This window comes from Citrobacter sp. CK202, assembly GCF_030333225.1.
GTDB classification, from domain to species: Bacteria; Pseudomonadota; Gammaproteobacteria; order Enterobacterales; family Enterobacteriaceae; genus Citrobacter_B; species Citrobacter_B koseri.
The window spans coordinates 503,546-520,276 of sequence record NZ_JAOWGI010000029.1 but is presented as its reverse complement, the minus strand read 5'-3'; the positions used below and the strand labels follow the sequence as shown (position 1 = coordinate 520,276).

General features: G+C 54.9%; 16 protein-coding genes and 2 tRNA genes. 10 read left to right on the top strand and 8 right to left on the bottom strand.

Features of this window, described 5'->3' with window-relative positions:
* Positions 1–164 precede the first annotated feature (164 nt).
* Positions 165–920 (top strand): flap endonuclease Xni, encoded by a 756-nt coding sequence (gene xni, locus OGX84_RS22240; protein ID WP_112001599.1) that lies wholly within the window; start codon positions 165–167, stop codon positions 918–920.
* Between the two features lie 80 nt (positions 921–1,000).
* On the opposite strand, the gene fucO is transcribed toward xni, so the two are convergent.
* The gene (gene fucO / locus OGX84_RS22235; protein ID WP_112001598.1) at positions 1,001–2,149 is read right to left on the bottom strand and encodes a lactaldehyde reductase; all 1,149 of its coding nucleotides are present in this window, start codon (positions 2,147–2,149) and stop codon (positions 1,001–1,003) included.
* Between the two features lie 25 nt (positions 2,150–2,174).
* On the bottom strand, positions 2,175–2,822 hold the full coding sequence (gene fucA, locus OGX84_RS22230; protein ID WP_012134912.1) for an L-fuculose-phosphate aldolase: 648 nt from the start codon (positions 2,820–2,822) through the stop codon (positions 2,175–2,177).
* A gap of 555 nt (positions 2,823–3,377) precedes the next feature.
* Here fucA and fucP point away from each other — a divergent pair.
* The 5 genes from fucP (at position 3,378) to fucR (ending at position 9,222) form a co-directional block, all read left to right on the top strand.
* On the top strand, positions 3,378–4,688 hold the full coding sequence (gene fucP / locus OGX84_RS22225; protein WP_012134914.1) for an L-fucose:H+ symporter permease: 1,311 nt from the start codon (positions 3,378–3,380) through the stop codon (positions 4,686–4,688).
* Between the two features lie 31 nt (positions 4,689–4,719).
* Positions 4,720–6,495 (top strand): L-fucose isomerase, encoded by a 1,776-nt coding sequence (gene fucI / locus OGX84_RS22220; RefSeq protein WP_112001597.1) that lies wholly within the window; start codon positions 4,720–4,722, stop codon positions 6,493–6,495.
* Positions 6,496–6,598: 103 nt separating this feature from the next.
* Positions 6,599–8,017: an L-fuculokinase gene (gene fucK / locus OGX84_RS22215; RefSeq protein WP_112001596.1), complete on the top strand. Its 1,419-nt coding sequence runs from the start codon at positions 6,599–6,601 to the stop codon at positions 8,015–8,017.
* Between the two features lies 1 nt (position 8,018).
* Positions 8,019–8,441: an L-fucose mutarotase gene (gene fucU, locus OGX84_RS22210; RefSeq protein ID WP_047461556.1), complete on the top strand. Its 423-nt coding sequence runs from the start codon at positions 8,019–8,021 to the stop codon at positions 8,439–8,441.
* A gap of 58 nt (positions 8,442–8,499) precedes the next feature.
* Positions 8,500–9,222, top strand: coding sequence for an L-fucose operon activator (gene fucR, locus OGX84_RS22205; protein ID WP_012134922.1), 723 nt, complete (start codon positions 8,500–8,502; stop codon positions 9,220–9,222).
* 82 nt (positions 9,223–9,304) lie between these two features.
* On the opposite strand, the gene rlmM is transcribed toward fucR, so the two are convergent.
* The 4 genes from rlmM to OGX84_RS22185 all read right to left on the bottom strand — a co-directional run bounded on the left by rlmM (position 9,305) and on the right by OGX84_RS22185 (position 12,306).
* Positions 9,305–10,405 carry a 23S rRNA (cytidine(2498)-2'-O)-methyltransferase RlmM gene (rlmM, locus tag OGX84_RS22200; RefSeq protein WP_012134923.1) on the bottom strand — a complete coding sequence of 367 codons (1,101 nt, stop codon included), beginning with the start codon at positions 10,403–10,405 and terminating at the stop codon, positions 9,305–9,307.
* Complete coding sequence (locus tag OGX84_RS22195) at positions 10,398–10,793, bottom strand: DUF423 domain-containing protein (protein ID WP_012134924.1); 396 nt, start codon at positions 10,791–10,793, stop codon at positions 10,398–10,400. The genes rlmM and OGX84_RS22195 overlap by 8 nt, the downstream gene beginning before the upstream one ends.
* Before the next feature lie 18 nt (positions 10,794–10,811).
* The gene (gcvA, locus tag OGX84_RS22190; protein ID WP_012134925.1) at positions 10,812–11,729 is read right to left on the bottom strand and encodes a glycine cleavage system transcriptional regulator GcvA; all 918 of its coding nucleotides are present in this window, start codon (positions 11,727–11,729) and stop codon (positions 10,812–10,814) included.
* A gap of 349 nt (positions 11,730–12,078) precedes the next feature.
* On the bottom strand, positions 12,079–12,306 hold the full coding sequence (locus OGX84_RS22185; protein WP_024130904.1) for a YgdI/YgdR family lipoprotein: 228 nt from the start codon (positions 12,304–12,306) through the stop codon (positions 12,079–12,081).
* Between the two features lie 198 nt (positions 12,307–12,504).
* Between OGX84_RS22185 and csdA the strand changes: the two genes are divergently transcribed.
* A complete protein-coding gene (gene csdA / locus OGX84_RS22180) occupies positions 12,505–13,710 on the top strand; it encodes a cysteine desulfurase CsdA (protein ID WP_112001595.1) in 1,206 nt (401 codons plus the stop codon).
* Positions 13,710–14,156 (top strand): cysteine desulfurase sulfur acceptor subunit CsdE, encoded by a 447-nt coding sequence (csdE, locus tag OGX84_RS22175; RefSeq protein WP_071257909.1) that lies wholly within the window; start codon positions 13,710–13,712, stop codon positions 14,154–14,156. Before csdA ends, csdE begins: the two co-directional genes overlap by 1 nt.
* Positions 14,157–14,233: 77 nt before the next feature.
* Here csdE and tcdA read toward each other — a convergent pair whose 3' ends face one another.
* Together tcdA and mltA are read right to left on the bottom strand one after the other, a co-directional pair.
* Positions 14,234–15,040, bottom strand: a complete 807-nt coding sequence (tcdA, locus tag OGX84_RS22170) for a tRNA cyclic N6-threonylcarbamoyladenosine(37) synthase TcdA (RefSeq protein ID WP_012134929.1) — start codon at positions 15,038–15,040, stop codon at positions 14,234–14,236.
* Between the two features lie 139 nt (positions 15,041–15,179).
* Positions 15,180–16,277 carry a murein transglycosylase A gene (gene mltA / locus OGX84_RS22165; RefSeq protein WP_012134931.1) on the bottom strand — a complete coding sequence of 366 codons (1,098 nt, stop codon included), beginning with the start codon at positions 16,275–16,277 and terminating at the stop codon, positions 15,180–15,182.
* Between the two features lie 208 nt (positions 16,278–16,485).
* Here mltA and OGX84_RS22160 point away from each other — a divergent pair.
* Together OGX84_RS22160 and OGX84_RS22155 are read left to right on the top strand one after the other, a co-directional pair.
* Positions 16,486–16,562, top strand: a tRNA-Met gene (locus OGX84_RS22160).
* 46 nt (positions 16,563–16,608) lie between these two features.
* Positions 16,609–16,685 (top strand) — tRNA-Met (locus tag OGX84_RS22155).
* Positions 16,686–16,731: the final 46 nt, after the last annotated feature.

Below are 16,731 nucleotides of genomic sequence, written 5' to 3'. Positions count from 1 at the left end.
CCACGTTTCAGGATCTGTAGGCCGGATAAGGCGCTCGCCGCCATCCGGCATTTATTGCCTGAGGGCGCTTCGCTTATCAGGCCTACGGATCGCGCTATTTCGCAACACTCGCCTCCTGTCGCCCTGGATGTTACCCTGTCCCCAAATTTGTCAGGGAGAACACCGTGGCCGTCCATCTGCTTATCGTCGATGCACTGAATTTAATTCGCCGTATTCATGCGGTTCAAGGCTCGCCCTGCGCGGAGACCTGCCTGCATGCGCTTGAGCAGTTGATTGTACACAGTCAGCCGACGCACGCCGTCGCCGTATTTGACGATGAAGCGCGCAACAGCGGCTGGCGTCATCAGCGTCTCCCGGACTACAAAGCCGGTCGTCCTCCCATGCCTGACGAGTTGCACAATGAAATGCCCGCAATACGCGCCGCCTTCGAACAGCGCGGCGTGCAATGCTGGGTTTCCAGCGGCAATGAGGCGGATGATTTAGCCGCCACGCTGGCGGTCAAGGTCACACAGGCCGGGCATCAGGCCACTATCGTTTCTACCGACAAAGGCTACTGTCAGTTGCTCTCCCCGACGCTGCGTATCCGCGATTATTTCCAGAAACGCTGGCTGGATGCGCCATTCATTGAGAAAGAGTTCGGCGTCCTTCCCCAACAGTTGCCGGACTACTGGGGGCTGGCGGGGATCAGCAGTTCAAAAGTCCCCGGCGTGGCGGGCATCGGCCCCAAAAGCGCGACCCAATTGTTGGTTCAGTTTCAGACTCTGGAAGGGATTTATACACACCTCGACGAGGTGGCGGAAAAGTGGCGCAAGAAGCTTGAAGCGCATAAAGAGATGGCATTTTTGTGCCGCGATATCGCGCGCCTGCAAACGGATCTCCATATCGACGGAAACTTGCAGCAGCTACGGCTGACGCGGTAGCTGTGTTGCCGGGTGGCGCTGCGCTTATCCGGCCTACATTTCGTGCAATCCTGTAGGCCGGATAAGGCCATCCGGCAAAATTACCAGGCGGTATGATACAACTCGACGATATCGGCAATACTCGCTTCACGCGGATTACCACCGGTGCAAACATCGTCAAATGCCGCCTGCGCCAGCGCCGGAATATCCTCTTTACGCACGCCGACATCGCGTAAATGCAACGGAATACCGACGTCCCGGTTGAGGGTAAATACCGCTTCCACGGCGGCATTACGCGCCTCGCTCAAACTTATCCCTTCGACCTTCTCGCCCATCGCACGCGCGATATCACGGAACTTCTCACCGGTATATTCCGCGTTGTAGCGCATGATATGCGGCAGAAGAATCGCATTAGCAACGCCGTGCGGAGTGTTATAAAACGCGCCCAGCGGATGCGCCATCCCGTGCACCAGCCCAAGCCCCACGTTGGAAAAGCCCATCCCGGCAACGTACTGCCCCAGCGCCATCGCTTCGCCCGCTTCACGCTCGCCCGCAACCGAACCACGCAATGCCCCGGCGATGATCTCAATGGCCTTAATATGCAGCGCATCCGTCAACGCCCACGCGGCACGGGTGATGTATCCTTCGATCGCGTGGGTTAACGCATCCACCCCGGTTGCCGCCTTCAGCGCGGGCGGCATGCCGTCCATCATGTCGGCATCAATAAACGCGACCTGCGGGATATCATGCGGATCGACACAAACAAATTTACGCCGCTTTTCTTCATCAGTGATCACATAGTTAATGGTCACTTCCGCTGCGGTTCCCGCAGTGGTCGGGATCGCCATCACCGGCACGCTCGGATAACGGGTCGGCGACAGCCCCTCCAGACTGCGCACGTCAGCAAACTCAGGGTTATTGCTGATAATACCGATCGCCTTACAGGTATCCTGCGGGGAGCCGCCGCCGATGGCAATCAGGTAGTCTGCCCCGCTTTGTTGAAATACGTTCAGCCCCTCTTTCACCACGCCGATGGTTGGATTTGGGATCACGCCATCGTAGATCGCCCATGCCAGCCCTGCGGCATCCATCTTCTCCGTGACGTTTCTGACCACACCGCACTGCACCAGCGTTTTGTCACTGACAATTAGCGCCTTGCGATAGCCCCGGCGTTGAACCTCATCGGTTAACGCCGCCACCGCCCCCCGGCCAAACCATGCCGTTTCGTTCAGGATCATTCTGTTCGCCATAGCCCGTCTCCTTCGCTGTGCGAAATTACTCTTCGATACGTAATCCGTAGGTTTTGAATTTTTCCAGCACAATGGCGATAGCCTCATCATCCAGTACAGGCACCGGATCGGTAATCGCCAGCGTACTGAGGTACAGCTGCGCCAGCACTTCCACTTCATGCGCCAGCCACAGCGCTTTTTCCAGGTTCTCTTCGCAGGCGATCAACCCATGATGCTGTAGCAGGGTCGCTTTGCGATTTTTGAGCGCAACGGCAACGTATTCAGAAAGTTCACGCGTGCCGAACGTGGCGTAAGGCGCACACGGAATGGAGTTCCCCCCCGCCGCCGCAATCATGTAATGAATGGCTGGAATAGGACGATTGAGGATCGACACCGCCGTGCAGTGAACGGCATGGTTATGGACGACAGCATTAGCATCCGGGCGCGTCTGGTAGGCCGCCATATGGAAACGCCACTCGCTGGAAGGCAATTTTCCCTGCTCATGCTGACCCTCTGCATCAATAAAGACGATATGTGATTCGGTGAGTTTGTCATACGGAATGCCCGTTGGCGTGATCAGCATCCCGCCCTGATAACGCACGCTCACATTGCCTGCGGTCCCCTGGTTCAGCCCCAGCCGGGTCATCTCCAGGCAGGTGTCGATAATCTGGCGGGCCAGTGTGTTTCGTTCCATTAGTTACCTCTCTCAGTCATTCAAAACGCGACAACAGAACAGCACGTTGCTCTGCTGAATTAATTGAACATTTGGTAACCATCATCATATTGAATAGCGATAAAGGAATTTACATGACTTTATTTTGTGATACGCATCAATTAATCACGTCAGTTAAATACCGTTTTCGCCGGATTCACTCTCGCCAAAATGACCGCTCTTAATATTATTTATCCAAACGGGCATTTTCATAATATTTGTAACAAATGCCCGTTTTCGCAGTAATAAATTAAATCGGTCATCAACGCTGTGGGTTTTTAATTTTATTCACTCAAACGGGCATCATTTTTCAGAAATTAAAGTGATGATAATCACATAAAGCCACCCTCCAGGTGCTAAATGTGACCACCATCATATTAAACAGCGTTTTTTATTTGAAAATGAATTCATGAGTTCACCATCAACAGCCAATTTTCTCTGGCAGATAACAGGAACTCGCCTGGTTTGTCGATCTGGTGAGAAACACCGGTCGTACTTCTAAAATGTTGAACACGCTTCTGAGCCAATGAGGATGCTATGGGAAACACAACAATACAGACGCAGAGTTTTCGTGCGGTGGATACAGGGCAAAGCAAACGCTATATCATTCCGTTCGCTTTACTCTGCTCACTGTTTTTCCTTTGGGCGGTTGCCAATAACCTGAATGACATTTTATTACCACAATTTCAGCAAGCCTTTACGTTAACTAATTTTCAGGCAGGTTTGATTCAGTCTGCTTTTTATTTCGGCTATTTTGTTATTCCCATCCCCGCGGGTATTTTGATGAAAAAGCTGAGTTATAAAGCGGGGATAATTACCGGACTATTCTTATATGCTTTTGGCGCAGCATTATTCTGGCCGGCTGCTGAAGTGATGAATTACACCTTGTTTTTGATTGGTCTTTTTATTATTGCCGCAGGACTTGGTTGTCTTGAAACCGCCGCGAACCCTTTTGTTACGGTATTAGGGCCAGAAAGCGGTGGCCATTTCCGTCTCAATCTGGCGCAAACATTTAACTCTTTCGGCGCTATTATCGCCGTGGTGTTCGGGCAAAGTCTTATTTTGTCTAATGTCCCACATCAATCTCAGGACGTGCTCGATAAAATGACGCCTGAGCAATTGAGTACGTATAAACACAGCCTGGTTTTGTCGGTACAGACGCCTTATATGATCATCGTGGCTATCGTTTTACTGGTTGCCCTGCTGATCATGCTGACCAAATTCCCGGCGCTACAGAGCGACGATCACAGTGACGCCCAACAAAGTTCATTCACCGCTTCGCTTGCCCGCCTGGTGCGTATTCGCCACTGGCGCTGGGCGGTGCTGGCGCAGTTCTGCTACGTTGGCGCGCAAACCGCCTGCTGGAGCTACCTGATCCGTTACGCTATCGAAGAGATCCCCGGCATGACGCCTGGCTTTGCCGCCAACTACCTGACCGGCACGATGGTGTGCTTCTTTATTGGCCGCTTCTCCGGCACCTGGCTTATCAGCCGCTTTGCGCCGCATAAAGTGCTGGCGGCCTATGCCCTGCTCTCCATGATCCTGTGTCTGGTTTCAGCCTTTAGCGGCGGCCATATCGGTCTGTTGGCCCTGACGCTGTGCAGCGCATTTATGTCGATTCAGTACCCCACTATCTTCTCGCTGGGTATTAAAAATCTGGGACAGGACACCAAATACGGCTCGTCGTTCATCGTCATGACCATCATTGGCGGCGGCATCGTCACGCCGGTCATGGGTTTTGTCAGCGATGCGGCGGGCAACATCCCAACGGCTGAGCTGGTCCCGGCGCTCTGCTTTGCCGTCATCTTCATCTTTGCCCGTTTCCGTTCACAAGCGGCAACTAACTGAACATTTTTCCGAATAACGTGAGGAACCTGTAATGAAAAAAATCAGCTTACCGAAAATTGGCATTCGCCCGGTTATTGATGGACGTCGCATGGGGGTACGCGAGTCGCTGGAAGAACAGACCATGAATATGGCGAAAGCCACCGCTGCGCTTATCACCGAAAAACTCCGCCATGCCTGCGGCGCGCAGATTGAGTGCGTGATTGCGGATACCTGCATTGCCGGAATGGCGGAATCCGCCGCCTGTGAAGAGAAATTCAGCAGCCAGAATGTTGGCGTAACCATTACCGTGACACCGTGCTGGTGCTACGGCAGCGAAACCATCGATATGGACCCAATGCGCCCGAAAGCCATCTGGGGCTTCAACGGTACGGAACGTCCCGGCGCCGTTTATCTGGCCGCCGCGTTGGCCGCGCACAGCCAGAAAGGCATTCCGGCATTCTCTATTTATGGTCATGACGTACAGGATGCCGACGACACCTCGATCCCTGCCGACGTTGAAGAAAAACTGCTGCGCTTTGCGCGCGCTGGTCTGGCGGTCGCCAGCATGAAAGGCAGAAGCTACCTCTCTGTGGGCGGCGTCTCAATGGGGATTGCCGGTTCCATCGTCGATCATAACTTCTTTGAGTCCTGGCTGGGGATGAAAGTGCAGGCGGTGGACATGACCGAGCTGCGCCGTCGCATCGACCAGAAAATCTATGACGAAGCCGAGCTGGAGATGGCGCTGGCGTGGGCGGATAAAAACTTCCGCTATGGCGAGGATCAGAACGCGCAGCAGTACAAACGTAATGAAGAACAAAGCCGCGCGGTGCTGAAAGAGAGCCTGCTGATGGCAATGTGCATTCGCGACATGATGCAGGGCAACAACAAGCTGGCGGAAAAAGGGCTGGTCGAAGAGTCGCTGGGTTATAACGCTATTGCGGCAGGCTTCCAGGGCCAGCGCCACTGGACCGATCAATACCCGAACGGCGACACCGCCGAAGCGCTGCTGAACAGCTCCTTTGACTGGAACGGCGTGCGCGAACCGTTTGTCGTCGCTACCGAAAACGACAGCCTCAACGGCGTAGCGATGCTGCTGGGCCACCAACTCACCGGAACCGCGCAGGTCTTTGCCGACGTGCGAACCTACTGGTCGCCGGAAGCGGTAGAGCGCGTCACAGGCCAGCCGCTCACCGGCCTTGCGGAGCACGGCATCATTCACCTGATCAACTCCGGCTCTGCGGCGCTGGACGGCTCCTGCAAACAGCGCGATAGCGAAGGCAAACCGACCATGAAGCCGCACTGGGAAATCAGCCAACAGGAAGCGGACGCCTGCCTGGCCGCTACTGAATGGTGCCCGGCGATCCACGAATACTTCCGTGGCGGCGGCTACTCCTCTCGCTTCCTGACCGAAGGCGGCGTGCCGTTCACCATGACCCGCGTGAACATCATCAAGGGTCTGGGGCCGGTACTGCAAATCGCTGAAGGCTGGAGCGTGGAACTGCCGAAAGAGATGCACGATCAGCTCGACGCCCGCACCAACTCGACCTGGCCGACCACCTGGTTTGCGCCGCGTCTTACCGGTAAAGGCCCGTTCACCGACGTTTACTCGGTGATGGCGAACTGGGGCGCTAACCACGGCGTACTGACCATCGGCCACGTCGGCGCTGACTTCATCACGCTCGCCGCCATGCTGCGTATTCCGGTCTGCATGCACAACGTGGACGATGCGAAAATCTACCGTCCTTCCGCCTGGGCTGCGCACGGTATGGATATTGAAGGCCAGGATTATCGCGCCTGCCAGAACTATGGGCCGCTGTACAAACGTTAATGCGTCACTTCTTTGCCCGGTGGCGTAAGCTTACCGGGCCTACAATTTCGCATTTTGTAGGCCGGATCAGCGAAGCGCCATCCGGCAACGTTTCGGAGCTACTATGAAACAAGACGTCATTCTGGTTCTCGACTGCGGCGCCACCAACGTACGGGCAATGGCCGTTGACCGTCAGGGAAACATTGTCGCCCGCGCATCAACAGCGAATGCCAGCGACATCGCCACGGAAAATAGCGCCTGGCATCAGTGGTCGCTGGCGGCCATTCTGCAACGCTTCGCGGACTGCTGTCAGCAACTGAAGACGGAACTGGCGGCCTGCCGGGTTCGCGGCATCACCGTCACGACGTTCGGCGTAGACGGCGCGCTGGTTGATGAACAGGGTCAGTTACGCTATCCGGTCATCAGCTGGAAATGCCCCCGCACCCTTGCCGTCATGGAAAACATCAGCCGCTTTATGCCGCCGCAGCTGTTGCAGGCGATCTCCGGCGTCGGCGCATTCGCCTTTAATACGCTGTATAAACTGATGTGGCTGAAAGAGAACCACCCACAGTTGCTCGAACAGGCGCACGCCTGGCTGTTTATTTCATCGCTGATCAACCACCGTTTAACCGGTGAATTCACCACGGATATCACCATGGCGGGCACCAGCCAGATGCTGGATATCCACCAGCGGGATTTCAGCCCGGAGATTTTACAGGCCACGGGTTTACCCCGCCGTCTGTTTCCACGGTTAGTTGAAGCGGGCGAACGGATTGGCACGCTGCAAAACGACGCCGCAAACCTGCTTGGGCTTGAGGCGGGTATTCCGGTGATCTCCGCCGGGCATGACACGCAGTTTGCCCTTTTTGGCGCCGGCGCAGAACAGGATGAACCGGTACTCTCGTCCGGTACGTGGGAAATCCTGATGGTACGCAGCGCGCAGGTGAACACGCCGCTGCTCAGCCATTACGCCGGTTCCACCTGTGAACTGGACAGCCAGGCCGGACTTTATAATCCGGGCATGCAGTGGCTGGCTTCCGGCGTGCTCGAATGGGTGCGCAAACTGCTCTGGACGCCAGAAACGCCGTGGCAGACGCTGATTGACGAGGCGCACGCCATTCCGCCGGGTGCTGAAGGCGTGAAGATGCAGTGCGATCTCCTCACCTGTCAAAACGCGGGCTGGCAGGGGGTGACGCTGAACACAACGCGTGGTCATTTTTACCGCGCCGCGCTGGAAGGGCTAACGGCGCAACTGCAACGTAATCTGCAAACGCTGGAAAAGATTGGTCACTTCCAGGCAACTGAGCTTCTGCTGGTTGGCGGCGGAAGCCGCAACGCACTGTGGAATCAAATCAAAGCCAATCTGCTTGATATACCGATTAAGGTGCTGGATGACGCGGAAACCACCGTCGCCGGGGCCGCCATGTTCGGCTGGTATGGCGTAGGCGAATTTGCCAGCCCGGAACAGGCCCGAGCCCAGGTGCGCTATCAGTACCGCTATTTCTGGCCGCAAACTGAACCCGAATTTATTGAGGGAGTGTGAGATGCTAAAAACTATTTCGCCATTAATATCCCCTGAGTTACTGAAAGTGCTGGCTGAAATGGGGCACGGGGATGAGATTATTTTTTCCGATGCCCACTTTCCCGCGCACAGCATGGGACCGCAGGTTATTCGCGAAGATGGTCTGAAAGTCAGCGATCTGCTCCGGGCAATTATCCCGCTGTTTGAACTGGACAGCTACGCGCCGCCGCTGGTGATGATGGCCGCCGTAGAGGGCGATTCGCTCGACCCGACGGTTGAAGCGCGTTATCGCGATGCGCTCTCATTACAGACGCCGTGCCCGGAGATTGTCCGCATCGACCGCTATGCGTTTTATGAGCGGGCGCAAAAAGCCTTTGCGATCGTTATCACAGGAGAGTGCGCGAAGTACGGGAATATTCTTTTAAAAAAAGGGGTAACGCCGTAATCTCTTGCCGGTGCGCCCGCATGATGCGGGCGTTCATCGAATGATGGGGTGAGAAAAGATGAAAGCGGCACGCCAACAAGCGATAGTAGACCTGCTGATCAACCATAAAAGTCTGACCACCGAGGCGCTGTCAGTACAGCTTAACGTCAGCAAAGAGACCATTCGCCGCGATCTCAGCGAGCTACAGGCGCAGGGAAAAGTGCTGCGCAATCACGGGCGCGCCAAGTATATTCACCGGGAAAACCAGGACAGCGGCGACCCGTTCCACATCCGGCTGAAAAGCCACTATGCGCATAAGGCGGATATCGCCAGGGAGGCGCTGGCATGGATAGAACCGGGCATGGTGATCGCTCTGGACGCCAGCTCAACCTGCTGGTATCTGGCCCGCCAGTTGCCGGACATTGATATTCACGTCTTTACCAACAGTCACCCGATTTGCCAGGAGCTGGGCAAACGCGAGCATATTCAGCTCATCAGTTCCGGCGGCCAGCTTGAGCGTAAATATGGCTGCTACGTCAATCCGTCGCTTATCTCTCAGCTTAAGCCGCTCGACATTGACCTGTTTATTTTTTCCTGCGAGGGGATCGACCGCGGCGGCGCGCTCTGGGACTCAAATACGATCAACGCGGATTTCAAATCCACGCTGCTTAAGCGCGCATCACAGTCTTTATTGTTGATCGACAAGAGTAAGCTCAACCGCTCGGGAGAGGCCTGCATCGGGCATCTGGATGATGTGACGCACATCATTTCCGATGAGCGTCAGGGGGTGATTCATGCCTGATAGCGTTGCCGCTTATCAGGCCAACAAATACCCGGCGCAGGCCGGATAAGGCATTTACGCCGCTATCCGGCAATCCATCGTATTACCGCTCGTCGCGACGCCCGCCCACGGCGGCCCACAGCCGACGGACATGCACGGTCACTTCTTCACGATCGTGATACAGCTGTCGCGCCTGAATTTGCGCGTTAATGCCGTGTTCATCAAGCTGCGCCTGAATATACGCCAGGTTCTGCGACACCTCTTCATAACGTTTTTTCATCGGCAGCTTGAGATTGAAGATCGTCTCGCGACACCAGCCGTTTACTAACCACTGCGCCATCAGCGCGGCAACCTTAGCAGGCTTTTCCACCATGTCGCACACCATCCACGAGATGTTGTTACGGTTCGGACGGTATCTGAATCCATCTTCGCGCAGCCAGGTCACCTGCCCGGTATCCATCAGGCTCTGCGCCATTGGGCCGTTATCGACAGAGTAAACCCACATGTTGCGCTTCACTAACTGGTAGGTCCAACCGCCAGGGCAGGCGCCTAAATCCACGGCATACATCCCGTTCGCCAGACGTTCATCCCACTCATCGGCCGGAATAAAAACATGCAGCGCTTCTTCCAGCTTCAGCGTCGAACGGCTTGGCGCATCGGCCGGGAATTTCAGCCGCGGAATCCCCATATAGAACGGCGAGTTGTTGTCAGGATACGAATACCCGGTATAACAGCAGCCCGGCGCGATGAAGAAAACATGCACCACCGGACGCTTTGGCGTTTCATAGTTTGTCAGAATCCCCGCGTCGCGCAGCGCGGCCCGCAGCGGCACCGTAAATTTACGGCAAAACTTCATCAACTCTTTGCTTTCATTGGTGTCTGCGACTTCAACACGCAGCTCGCCGCCTTTTTCCACAACGCCCTGTAGCATCCCGACAATCGGCGTAATGCGATCGTCCGGCGGCAGGTCGCGCAGCAACTCGCCGACGACGAACATCTGACGCGCAAAAATGAGCGAGGAAAAAGGCAACTCTTTTACTATTTTTTCAGCATCGTCCGGCTGATAGCACTCAAAGACGACGTATCCGGCATTGTCTTTAACACGAGCGAAGCCAAAGATTTCCCGACGCGCCGCCTTATCCGTTATTTCAGCAGCGCACTCCTTTTCAAAACCAGGGCGACACAACAATACAACCTTATTCATGACCAACGCCCTTACGTTTCAAACGGATGGCGCCAATTAACATCAGCACCCAGCCTGCCAGGAAACTCACGCCGCCGACAGGAGTAACAAACGCCCACAGGCGTAAATGAGACAGCGCCAGGCAATACAGGCTGCCGCTAAACAACACCGTACCTAACGCCAGAAAAACGCTGCTCCAGTAAAACCAGATGCTAATGCGTCGCTGCATCGCAACCGCCAGGCCAAAAATGGCCAGCGTATGAAACGCCTGATATTGCAGGCCGGTCTGGACCCAGCCCATTTCAACCACACCAAGAGTTTTGCTCAGGACATGCGCCCCAAAGGCACCCAGAGCAACATAGATAAAGCCGCTTATCGCGGCAAAAATCAGCATAAAACGGCTGGTCATGGTAGTACCCTAAATAAATTATTGTTCGTAACGAAAGCGGAATTTTTCTTGTTCAGCGGCCGCTTTGGTCAGAATCCACTGACGAAAGGCGGCTATTTTACCCAGTTCTGCCTGACTGTCATGACAAACCAGATAAAAAGCATTTTTACTGACCAGAACGTCGTTAAAGGGACAGACAAGACGCCCGGCTTCAATTTCTGATTGCGCCATGACGTTGTTCGCCAGCGCAACCCCCTGTCCGTGGATGGCAGCCTGTAGCACCATTGCGCTATGGCTGAAAATAGGTCCCTGCTGCACATTAATATGATTCAGCCCCAACTGACGCGTATAGGTCTGCCAGTCTCTTCGCGAAGCATCATGCAGTAATGTATGTTTTGCCAGATCTTCCGGCGTCTTTAACGGCTTATCGCCCGTCAGTAATAACGGTGAACACACCGGCAGTAAATATTCTGCGTACAATTTTTCGACGCGCAAGCCCGGCCAGTTGCCACGCCCATAAAAAATAGCGACGTCGACATCATCAGCCAGCTTATCTTCCTGACGGTCCACAGCCTGAATTCTGACATCGATTCCCGGATAAGTTGAGTTAAAGCTTGAGAGTCGAGGAACCAGCCACTGGATCGCAAAACTGGGCAATAAACTAACCGTAAGCGCGCCTTTTGCACTCCGCGCCTGAAGTTTACGCGTCGCTTCGGTTAATTGCGAAAAAATCTCTTTGATGTCGAGGAAATAGCTCTGCCCCTCTTCCGTGAGCAAAAGCGAACGATTGCGACGACGGAACAGTTTTAGCCCCAAAAAATCCTCAAGTGACTTGATTTGGTGACTTACTGCGGCCTGTGTCACAAAAAGCTCTTCTGCTGCGCGAGTGAAGCTTAAATGCCGCGCTGCGGCATCAAAAACACGTAATGCATTTAAGGGTGGTAATCGTTTTGACATGGCTTTTAGACTTTGATGTTAAATAAATTTAACAATTAGGTAACCTTGTGTAACCTATTAGTTTTTTTAATCTGAGCCATTATAATTTGTCCGTTGAGGTTCTACCAGCAAATACCTATAGTGGCGACACTTCCTGAGCCGGAACGAAAAGTTTTATCGGAATGCGTGTTCTGATGGGCTTTTGGCTTACGGTTGTGATGTTGTGTTGTTGTGTTTGCAATTGGTCTGCGATTCAGACCATGGTAGCGAAGCTACCCTTTTTCACTTCCTGTACATTTACCCTGTCTGTCCATAGTGATTAATGTAGCACCGCCAATTGCGGTGCTTTTTTTTGTCCATGACCGACCGGTTACTGATCCAGTTCGACCATCTCTTTAACGTCAGTACGATTGATCTGCTGTTTGTTGCCGTTAGCGTCTTTATAAGAAATCATGCCGGTTTCATCATCGGTTTTTGGCTTACCGTCTGACACGATAGTACGGCCATCATTTGTGTGCATCACATAATTCGGACCGGAACAGGCGCTCAGGGCAAAAGTCAGCATACATGCAGAGATCATTGCGGCAGTCTTTTTCATTTTCATCTTCTTCTCCTTAAAGCTGTTTATGCTAAATAAAACGGGTTCCGTAACAGGCAAAAACATTCGCCTAACACTATTTAGCATAACCTGCTTCCCTGACTTCACCAGGATAACCAGACAATTCCGATGGTTAGGACAAACCTTGTATCACAGCCCTTTTTGCGCCACGATCGGTATACTGAATTGAGGAATACCATGAACGCTTTCAATCCTGCGCAGTTTCGCGCGCAATTTCCTGCCCTTACCGATGCGGGCGTTTATCTCGACAGCGCCGCGACGGCGCTTAAGCCTCAGGCCGTGATCGACGCCACGCATCAGTTCTACAGCCTGAGCGCCGGAAACGTCCATCGCAGCCAGTTCGCCGAGGCACAGCGGCTAACCGCACGCTATGAAGCGGCGCGCGGCAAAGTGGCGCAGTGGCTGAACGCGCCTGATGATGCATCGATTGTCTGGACACGCGGCACCACGGAAGCCATCAATATGGTGGCGCAATGCTATGCCCGCCCGCGCCTGCAACCCGGCGATGAGATAATCGTCAGTGAAGCGGAGCATCACGCGAATCTCGTTCCCTGGCTGATGGTCGCTCAGCAGACGGGCGCAAAAATCGTCAAACTGCCCCTGAATGCCCTTTTCCTCCCCGACGTGGAGCGTCTGCCTGAACTCATCACGCCACGCAGCCGGATTCTGGCGCTGGGACAGATGTCGAACGTCACGGGCGGCTGCCCGGACCTGGCGCGCGCTATCACGCTGGCGCACGCGGCAGGGATGGTGGTGATGGTTGACGGCGCGCAAGGCGCGGTGCATTTCCCCGCCGATGTACAGCAGCTGGATATTGATTTTTATGCTTTCTCCGCCCACAAGCTGTACGGCCCGACGGGCATCGGCGCGCTGTACGGTAAACCGGCCTTACTGGAAGAGATGTCCCCGTGGCTCGGCGGCGGCAAGATGATCGCTGAAGTCAATTTTGAAGGATTCACAACCCAGGCCGTTCCCTGGCGTCTGGAAGCCGGCACGCCAAACGTGGCTGGGGTTATTGGCCTTAGCGCCGCGCTGGAGTGGCTGGCGGAAGTGGATATGGCGCAGGCCGAAAGCTGGAGTCGCGGTCTGGCGACGCTGGCGGAAGACGCGCTGGCGAAGCGTCCGGGTTTCCGCTCTTTCCGTTGCCAGGACTCCAGCCTGCTGGCCTTCGATTTTACCGGCGTTCATCACAGCGATATGGTGACATTACTGGCCGAATACGGCATCGCCCTGCGCGCCGGGCAGCACTGCGCGCAGCCGCTACTGGCGGCGCTTGGCGTAACGGGCACCCTGCGCGCCTCTTTTGCGCCGTATAATACAAAGCATGATGTGGATGCGTTGGTCAGCGCCGTTGACCGCGCGCTGGAAATACTGGTGGATTAATGACAAGCCCTCTTTTTGCCGGACACCCGTTTGGCACGACCGTAACGGAAGAGACGTTACGCGCTCTCTTTATCCCGCTCTCGCAGTGGGAGGACAAGTATCGCCAGCTTATTCTGTTGGGTAAGCAACTCCCGGCATTGCCGGATGAGCTAAAAACGCAGGCAAAAGAGATCGCAGGATGTGAGAACCGCGTCTGGCTGGGGCATACCCTGTCAGAGAAGGGAACGCTGCACTTTTTCGGTGACAGCGAAGGGCGTATTGTACGCGGTTTGCTGGCGGTTTTACTCACGGCGGTAGAGGGAAAGACCCCGGCGGAACTGCTGGCGCACTCGCCGCTGGGGTTGTTTGATGAGTTAGGCTTAACAACACAACTTAGCGCATCGCGCAGCCAGGGGCTGCATGCGCTGAATAACGCGATTCTTGAGGCTGCCCAGCAAGCCGGATGACGACGCTGATGCGTCTTATCCGGCCTACAACACCGCACGAACCGTAGGTCGGATAAGCATAGCGCCATCCGACACAATCAAGCCTGACGCGCCGCCTTCGCCATCATCTTCTTCAGCGCGTGGGACACGGCAACAAAGCCAAAGGTCGCAGTTACCATCGTGGCTGCGCCGAATCCAGAGGCGCAATCCATTCGTTTCGGCCCTTCCGCCGTCGCTTTCATCGCACATACGGAACCATCAGCCTGCGGATAAACCAGCGCTTCCGTTGAGAACACGCAGTCCACGCCTAGTTTGCCCTTGCTGTTTTTCACCACGCCAAAGTCGCTTTTCAACCGTTCGCGCAGTTTCGCCGCCAGCGGATCCTGGATGGTTTTCGCCAGATCCGTTACCTGAATCTGGGTCGGGTCTATCTGCCCACCCGCCCCGCCGGTGGTGACTAACGGAACCTTATTTCGGCGGCACCAGGCAATCAGCGCGGCTTTTGGCCGCACGCTGTCGATGGCATCAATGACATACGAAAACCCTGCGCTCATATACTCCGCGACATTATCCGGCGTGACAAAGTCATCCACCACCGTCACCCGGCACTCCGGGTTGATCTGACGAATACGCTCGGCCATCACCTCGGCTTTCGCCAGACCGACGTTATCGCGCAGCGCATGAATTTGCCGGTTGGTGTTGGTGACGCATACGTCATCCATATCGATGAGCGTGATCGCGCCAATGCCGGTACGCGCCAGCGCCTCTGCCGCCCAGGAGCCGACGCCGCCGATTCCGACCACGCAAATATGCGCACCGGCAAACAGCTGCAACGCTTTTTCACCATACAGACGGGCGGTGCCGCCAAAACGCTGGCGCCAGGCATCACTAATTACAACAGACATACGACCTCAGAATTAAAAAGGGGTAATACGATCGTAGGCCGGATACGTCGCTTGCGACGCCATCCGGCATGATTTGCCTGATGGCGCTACGCTTATCAGGCCTACGATTTAAATCTTCAGCGAAGCCGCCATCAGGCAATCAGCCGCTAAATACGTTACCGGTTCCCGGGGCGTTTTTCAGCACCCAGACGCGCCCATAGTGATTATACCAGCCTGCGCGGTGCCCGGCGTCCGGGCCTATCCCCTGATAAATATCAAAGTGCTGGCCTTTAATCGCGCCGCCCACGTCCAGCGCCACCATCAGGCGCAGTTCGTACTGGCCGTTAAACTTGCCGTTGTTATCCAGCAGCGGGACTTCCGCCAGCAGGGTTGTTCCTGCCGGGATAATGCTGCGATCGGAAGCCACAGACGCACGACCGATAAGCGGCACGGCGCTGGCGCCTTTCACCGGCGCAAAAGATTGCGGCTTAAAGAAGACGAATGACGGGTTTTGCTCCAGCAGCTCGCGCACTTCCGCTTCACTGTGGGTTTCTCCCCAGTGGCGAATGGCCTGCATCGACATATCTTCTTTCTTCACTTCACCGCGATCGATCAGCACCTTGCCGATACTGCGGTAAGCATGGCCGTTTTTCCCGGCATAGCTGAAGAAATTCAGCGGGCTGCCGTCGCCAAAATCAATATAGCCGCTGCCCTGAACGTCCATGATGAAGTTATCCATCAGCGAGTTGCTGTACGCCAGAATATAGCTGTCGCTCAGCGCGCCGGAATAGATCTCGGCACGAGACGGTAAGCGGCCGCGTTTTGGCGGCATGCGATAAATAGGGTACTGGAACTCGCCCTGACGGGTATGGCGCGCCTGGATAACCGGCGTGTAGTAGCCAGTAAACTGGACGTTGCCGTAGTTATCCGCCCCTTCCATCTGCCAGGCATCAATACCAAACTGGCGCATCATTCGCGTATCGCCACCGGAACGTAACCACTCCTGCACGGCGTTATAGACGTTGCTCTGGTTGCCATACAGACGCGGCGACGCGCTGCGGATTTGGTTGACCTGCTCGGCAAAATCGCCTGCGTTGATAGGCGCCCCAATGGCGTCAGGTTGGTTCACCAGTGAGAAAGGCTGGGTAAACTTCCCGTCTTTATACTGCTGGCCGCGATCGGTCGGTTTAGAGGAACAGGCGGCAAGCATTGCAACCACCGCCCCCATAAGAAGGTAATTTGCCCAACGTCCTTTCATGAGTTCTCGTCTTTTAGCTGTAAATCTTGCGCTATGAAGATAACAAACCCCCGAACCTAATGAAATGCGAAGCGCTCCCCTGACGCAAATTACGCACAAAAAACGTACCAAAGCGCGTTGTTTTTGCACACAATCATCCCAATTTCGTGATCCGGGTGAAAAAAGGGTTGCATGAAAATGTTAGCAGAGTATAGTGCGCATCCACGGACGCGGGGTGGAGCAGCCTGGTAGCTCGTCGGGCTCATAACCCGAAGGTCGTCAGTTCAAATCTGGCCCCCGCAACCAATACAATGTGAAGAAAAAGTTACTCGATGGAAGAGTAACAGACGGACGCGGGGTGGAGCAGCCTGGTAGCTCGTCGGGCTCATAACCCGAAGGTCGTCGGTTCAAATCCGGCCCCCGCAACCAATTGAAATATGATGTAATATTTTGCAAAGTAGTTCGAATCACAACA

Excerpts from the sequence above, each read along its gene's own strand:
- fucR (WP_012134922.1), top strand. The coding sequence starts at position 8,500 with ATGAAAGCGGCACGCCAACAAGCGATAGTAGACCTGCTGATCAACCAT.
- tcdA (WP_012134929.1), bottom strand. The coding sequence starts at position 15,040 with ATGTCTGTTGTAATTAGTGATGCCTGGCGCCAGCGTTTTGGCGGCACC.
- fucK (WP_112001596.1), top strand. The coding sequence starts at position 6,599 with ATGAAACAAGACGTCATTCTGGTTCTCGACTGCGGCGCCACCAACGTA.
- fucO (WP_112001598.1), bottom strand. The coding sequence starts at position 2,149 with ATGGCGAACAGAATGATCCTGAACGAAACGGCATGGTTTGGCCGGGGG.
- fucU (WP_047461556.1), top strand. The coding sequence starts at position 8,019 with ATGCTAAAAACTATTTCGCCATTAATATCCCCTGAGTTACTGAAAGTG.
- csdA (WP_112001595.1), top strand. The coding sequence starts at position 12,505 with ATGAACGCTTTCAATCCTGCGCAGTTTCGCGCGCAATTTCCTGCCCTT.
- fucP (WP_012134914.1), top strand. The coding sequence starts at position 3,378 with ATGGGAAACACAACAATACAGACGCAGAGTTTTCGTGCGGTGGATACA.
- csdE (WP_071257909.1), top strand. The coding sequence starts at position 13,710 with ATGACAAGCCCTCTTTTTGCCGGACACCCGTTTGGCACGACCGTAACG.
- OGX84_RS22185 (WP_024130904.1), bottom strand. The coding sequence starts at position 12,306 with ATGAAAAAGACTGCCGCAATGATCTCTGCATGTATGCTGACTTTTGCC.
- gcvA (WP_012134925.1), bottom strand. The coding sequence starts at position 11,729 with ATGTCAAAACGATTACCACCCTTAAATGCATTACGTGTTTTTGATGCC.
- OGX84_RS22195 (WP_012134924.1), bottom strand. The coding sequence starts at position 10,793 with ATGACCAGCCGTTTTATGCTGATTTTTGCCGCGATAAGCGGCTTTATC.
- rlmM (WP_012134923.1), bottom strand. The coding sequence starts at position 10,405 with ATGAATAAGGTTGTATTGTTGTGTCGCCCTGGTTTTGAAAAGGAGTGC.
- mltA (WP_012134931.1), bottom strand. The coding sequence starts at position 16,277 with ATGAAAGGACGTTGGGCAAATTACCTTCTTATGGGGGCGGTGGTTGCA.
- fucI (WP_112001597.1), top strand. The coding sequence starts at position 4,720 with ATGAAAAAAATCAGCTTACCGAAAATTGGCATTCGCCCGGTTATTGAT.
- fucA (WP_012134912.1), bottom strand. The coding sequence starts at position 2,822 with ATGGAACGAAACACACTGGCCCGCCAGATTATCGACACCTGCCTGGAG.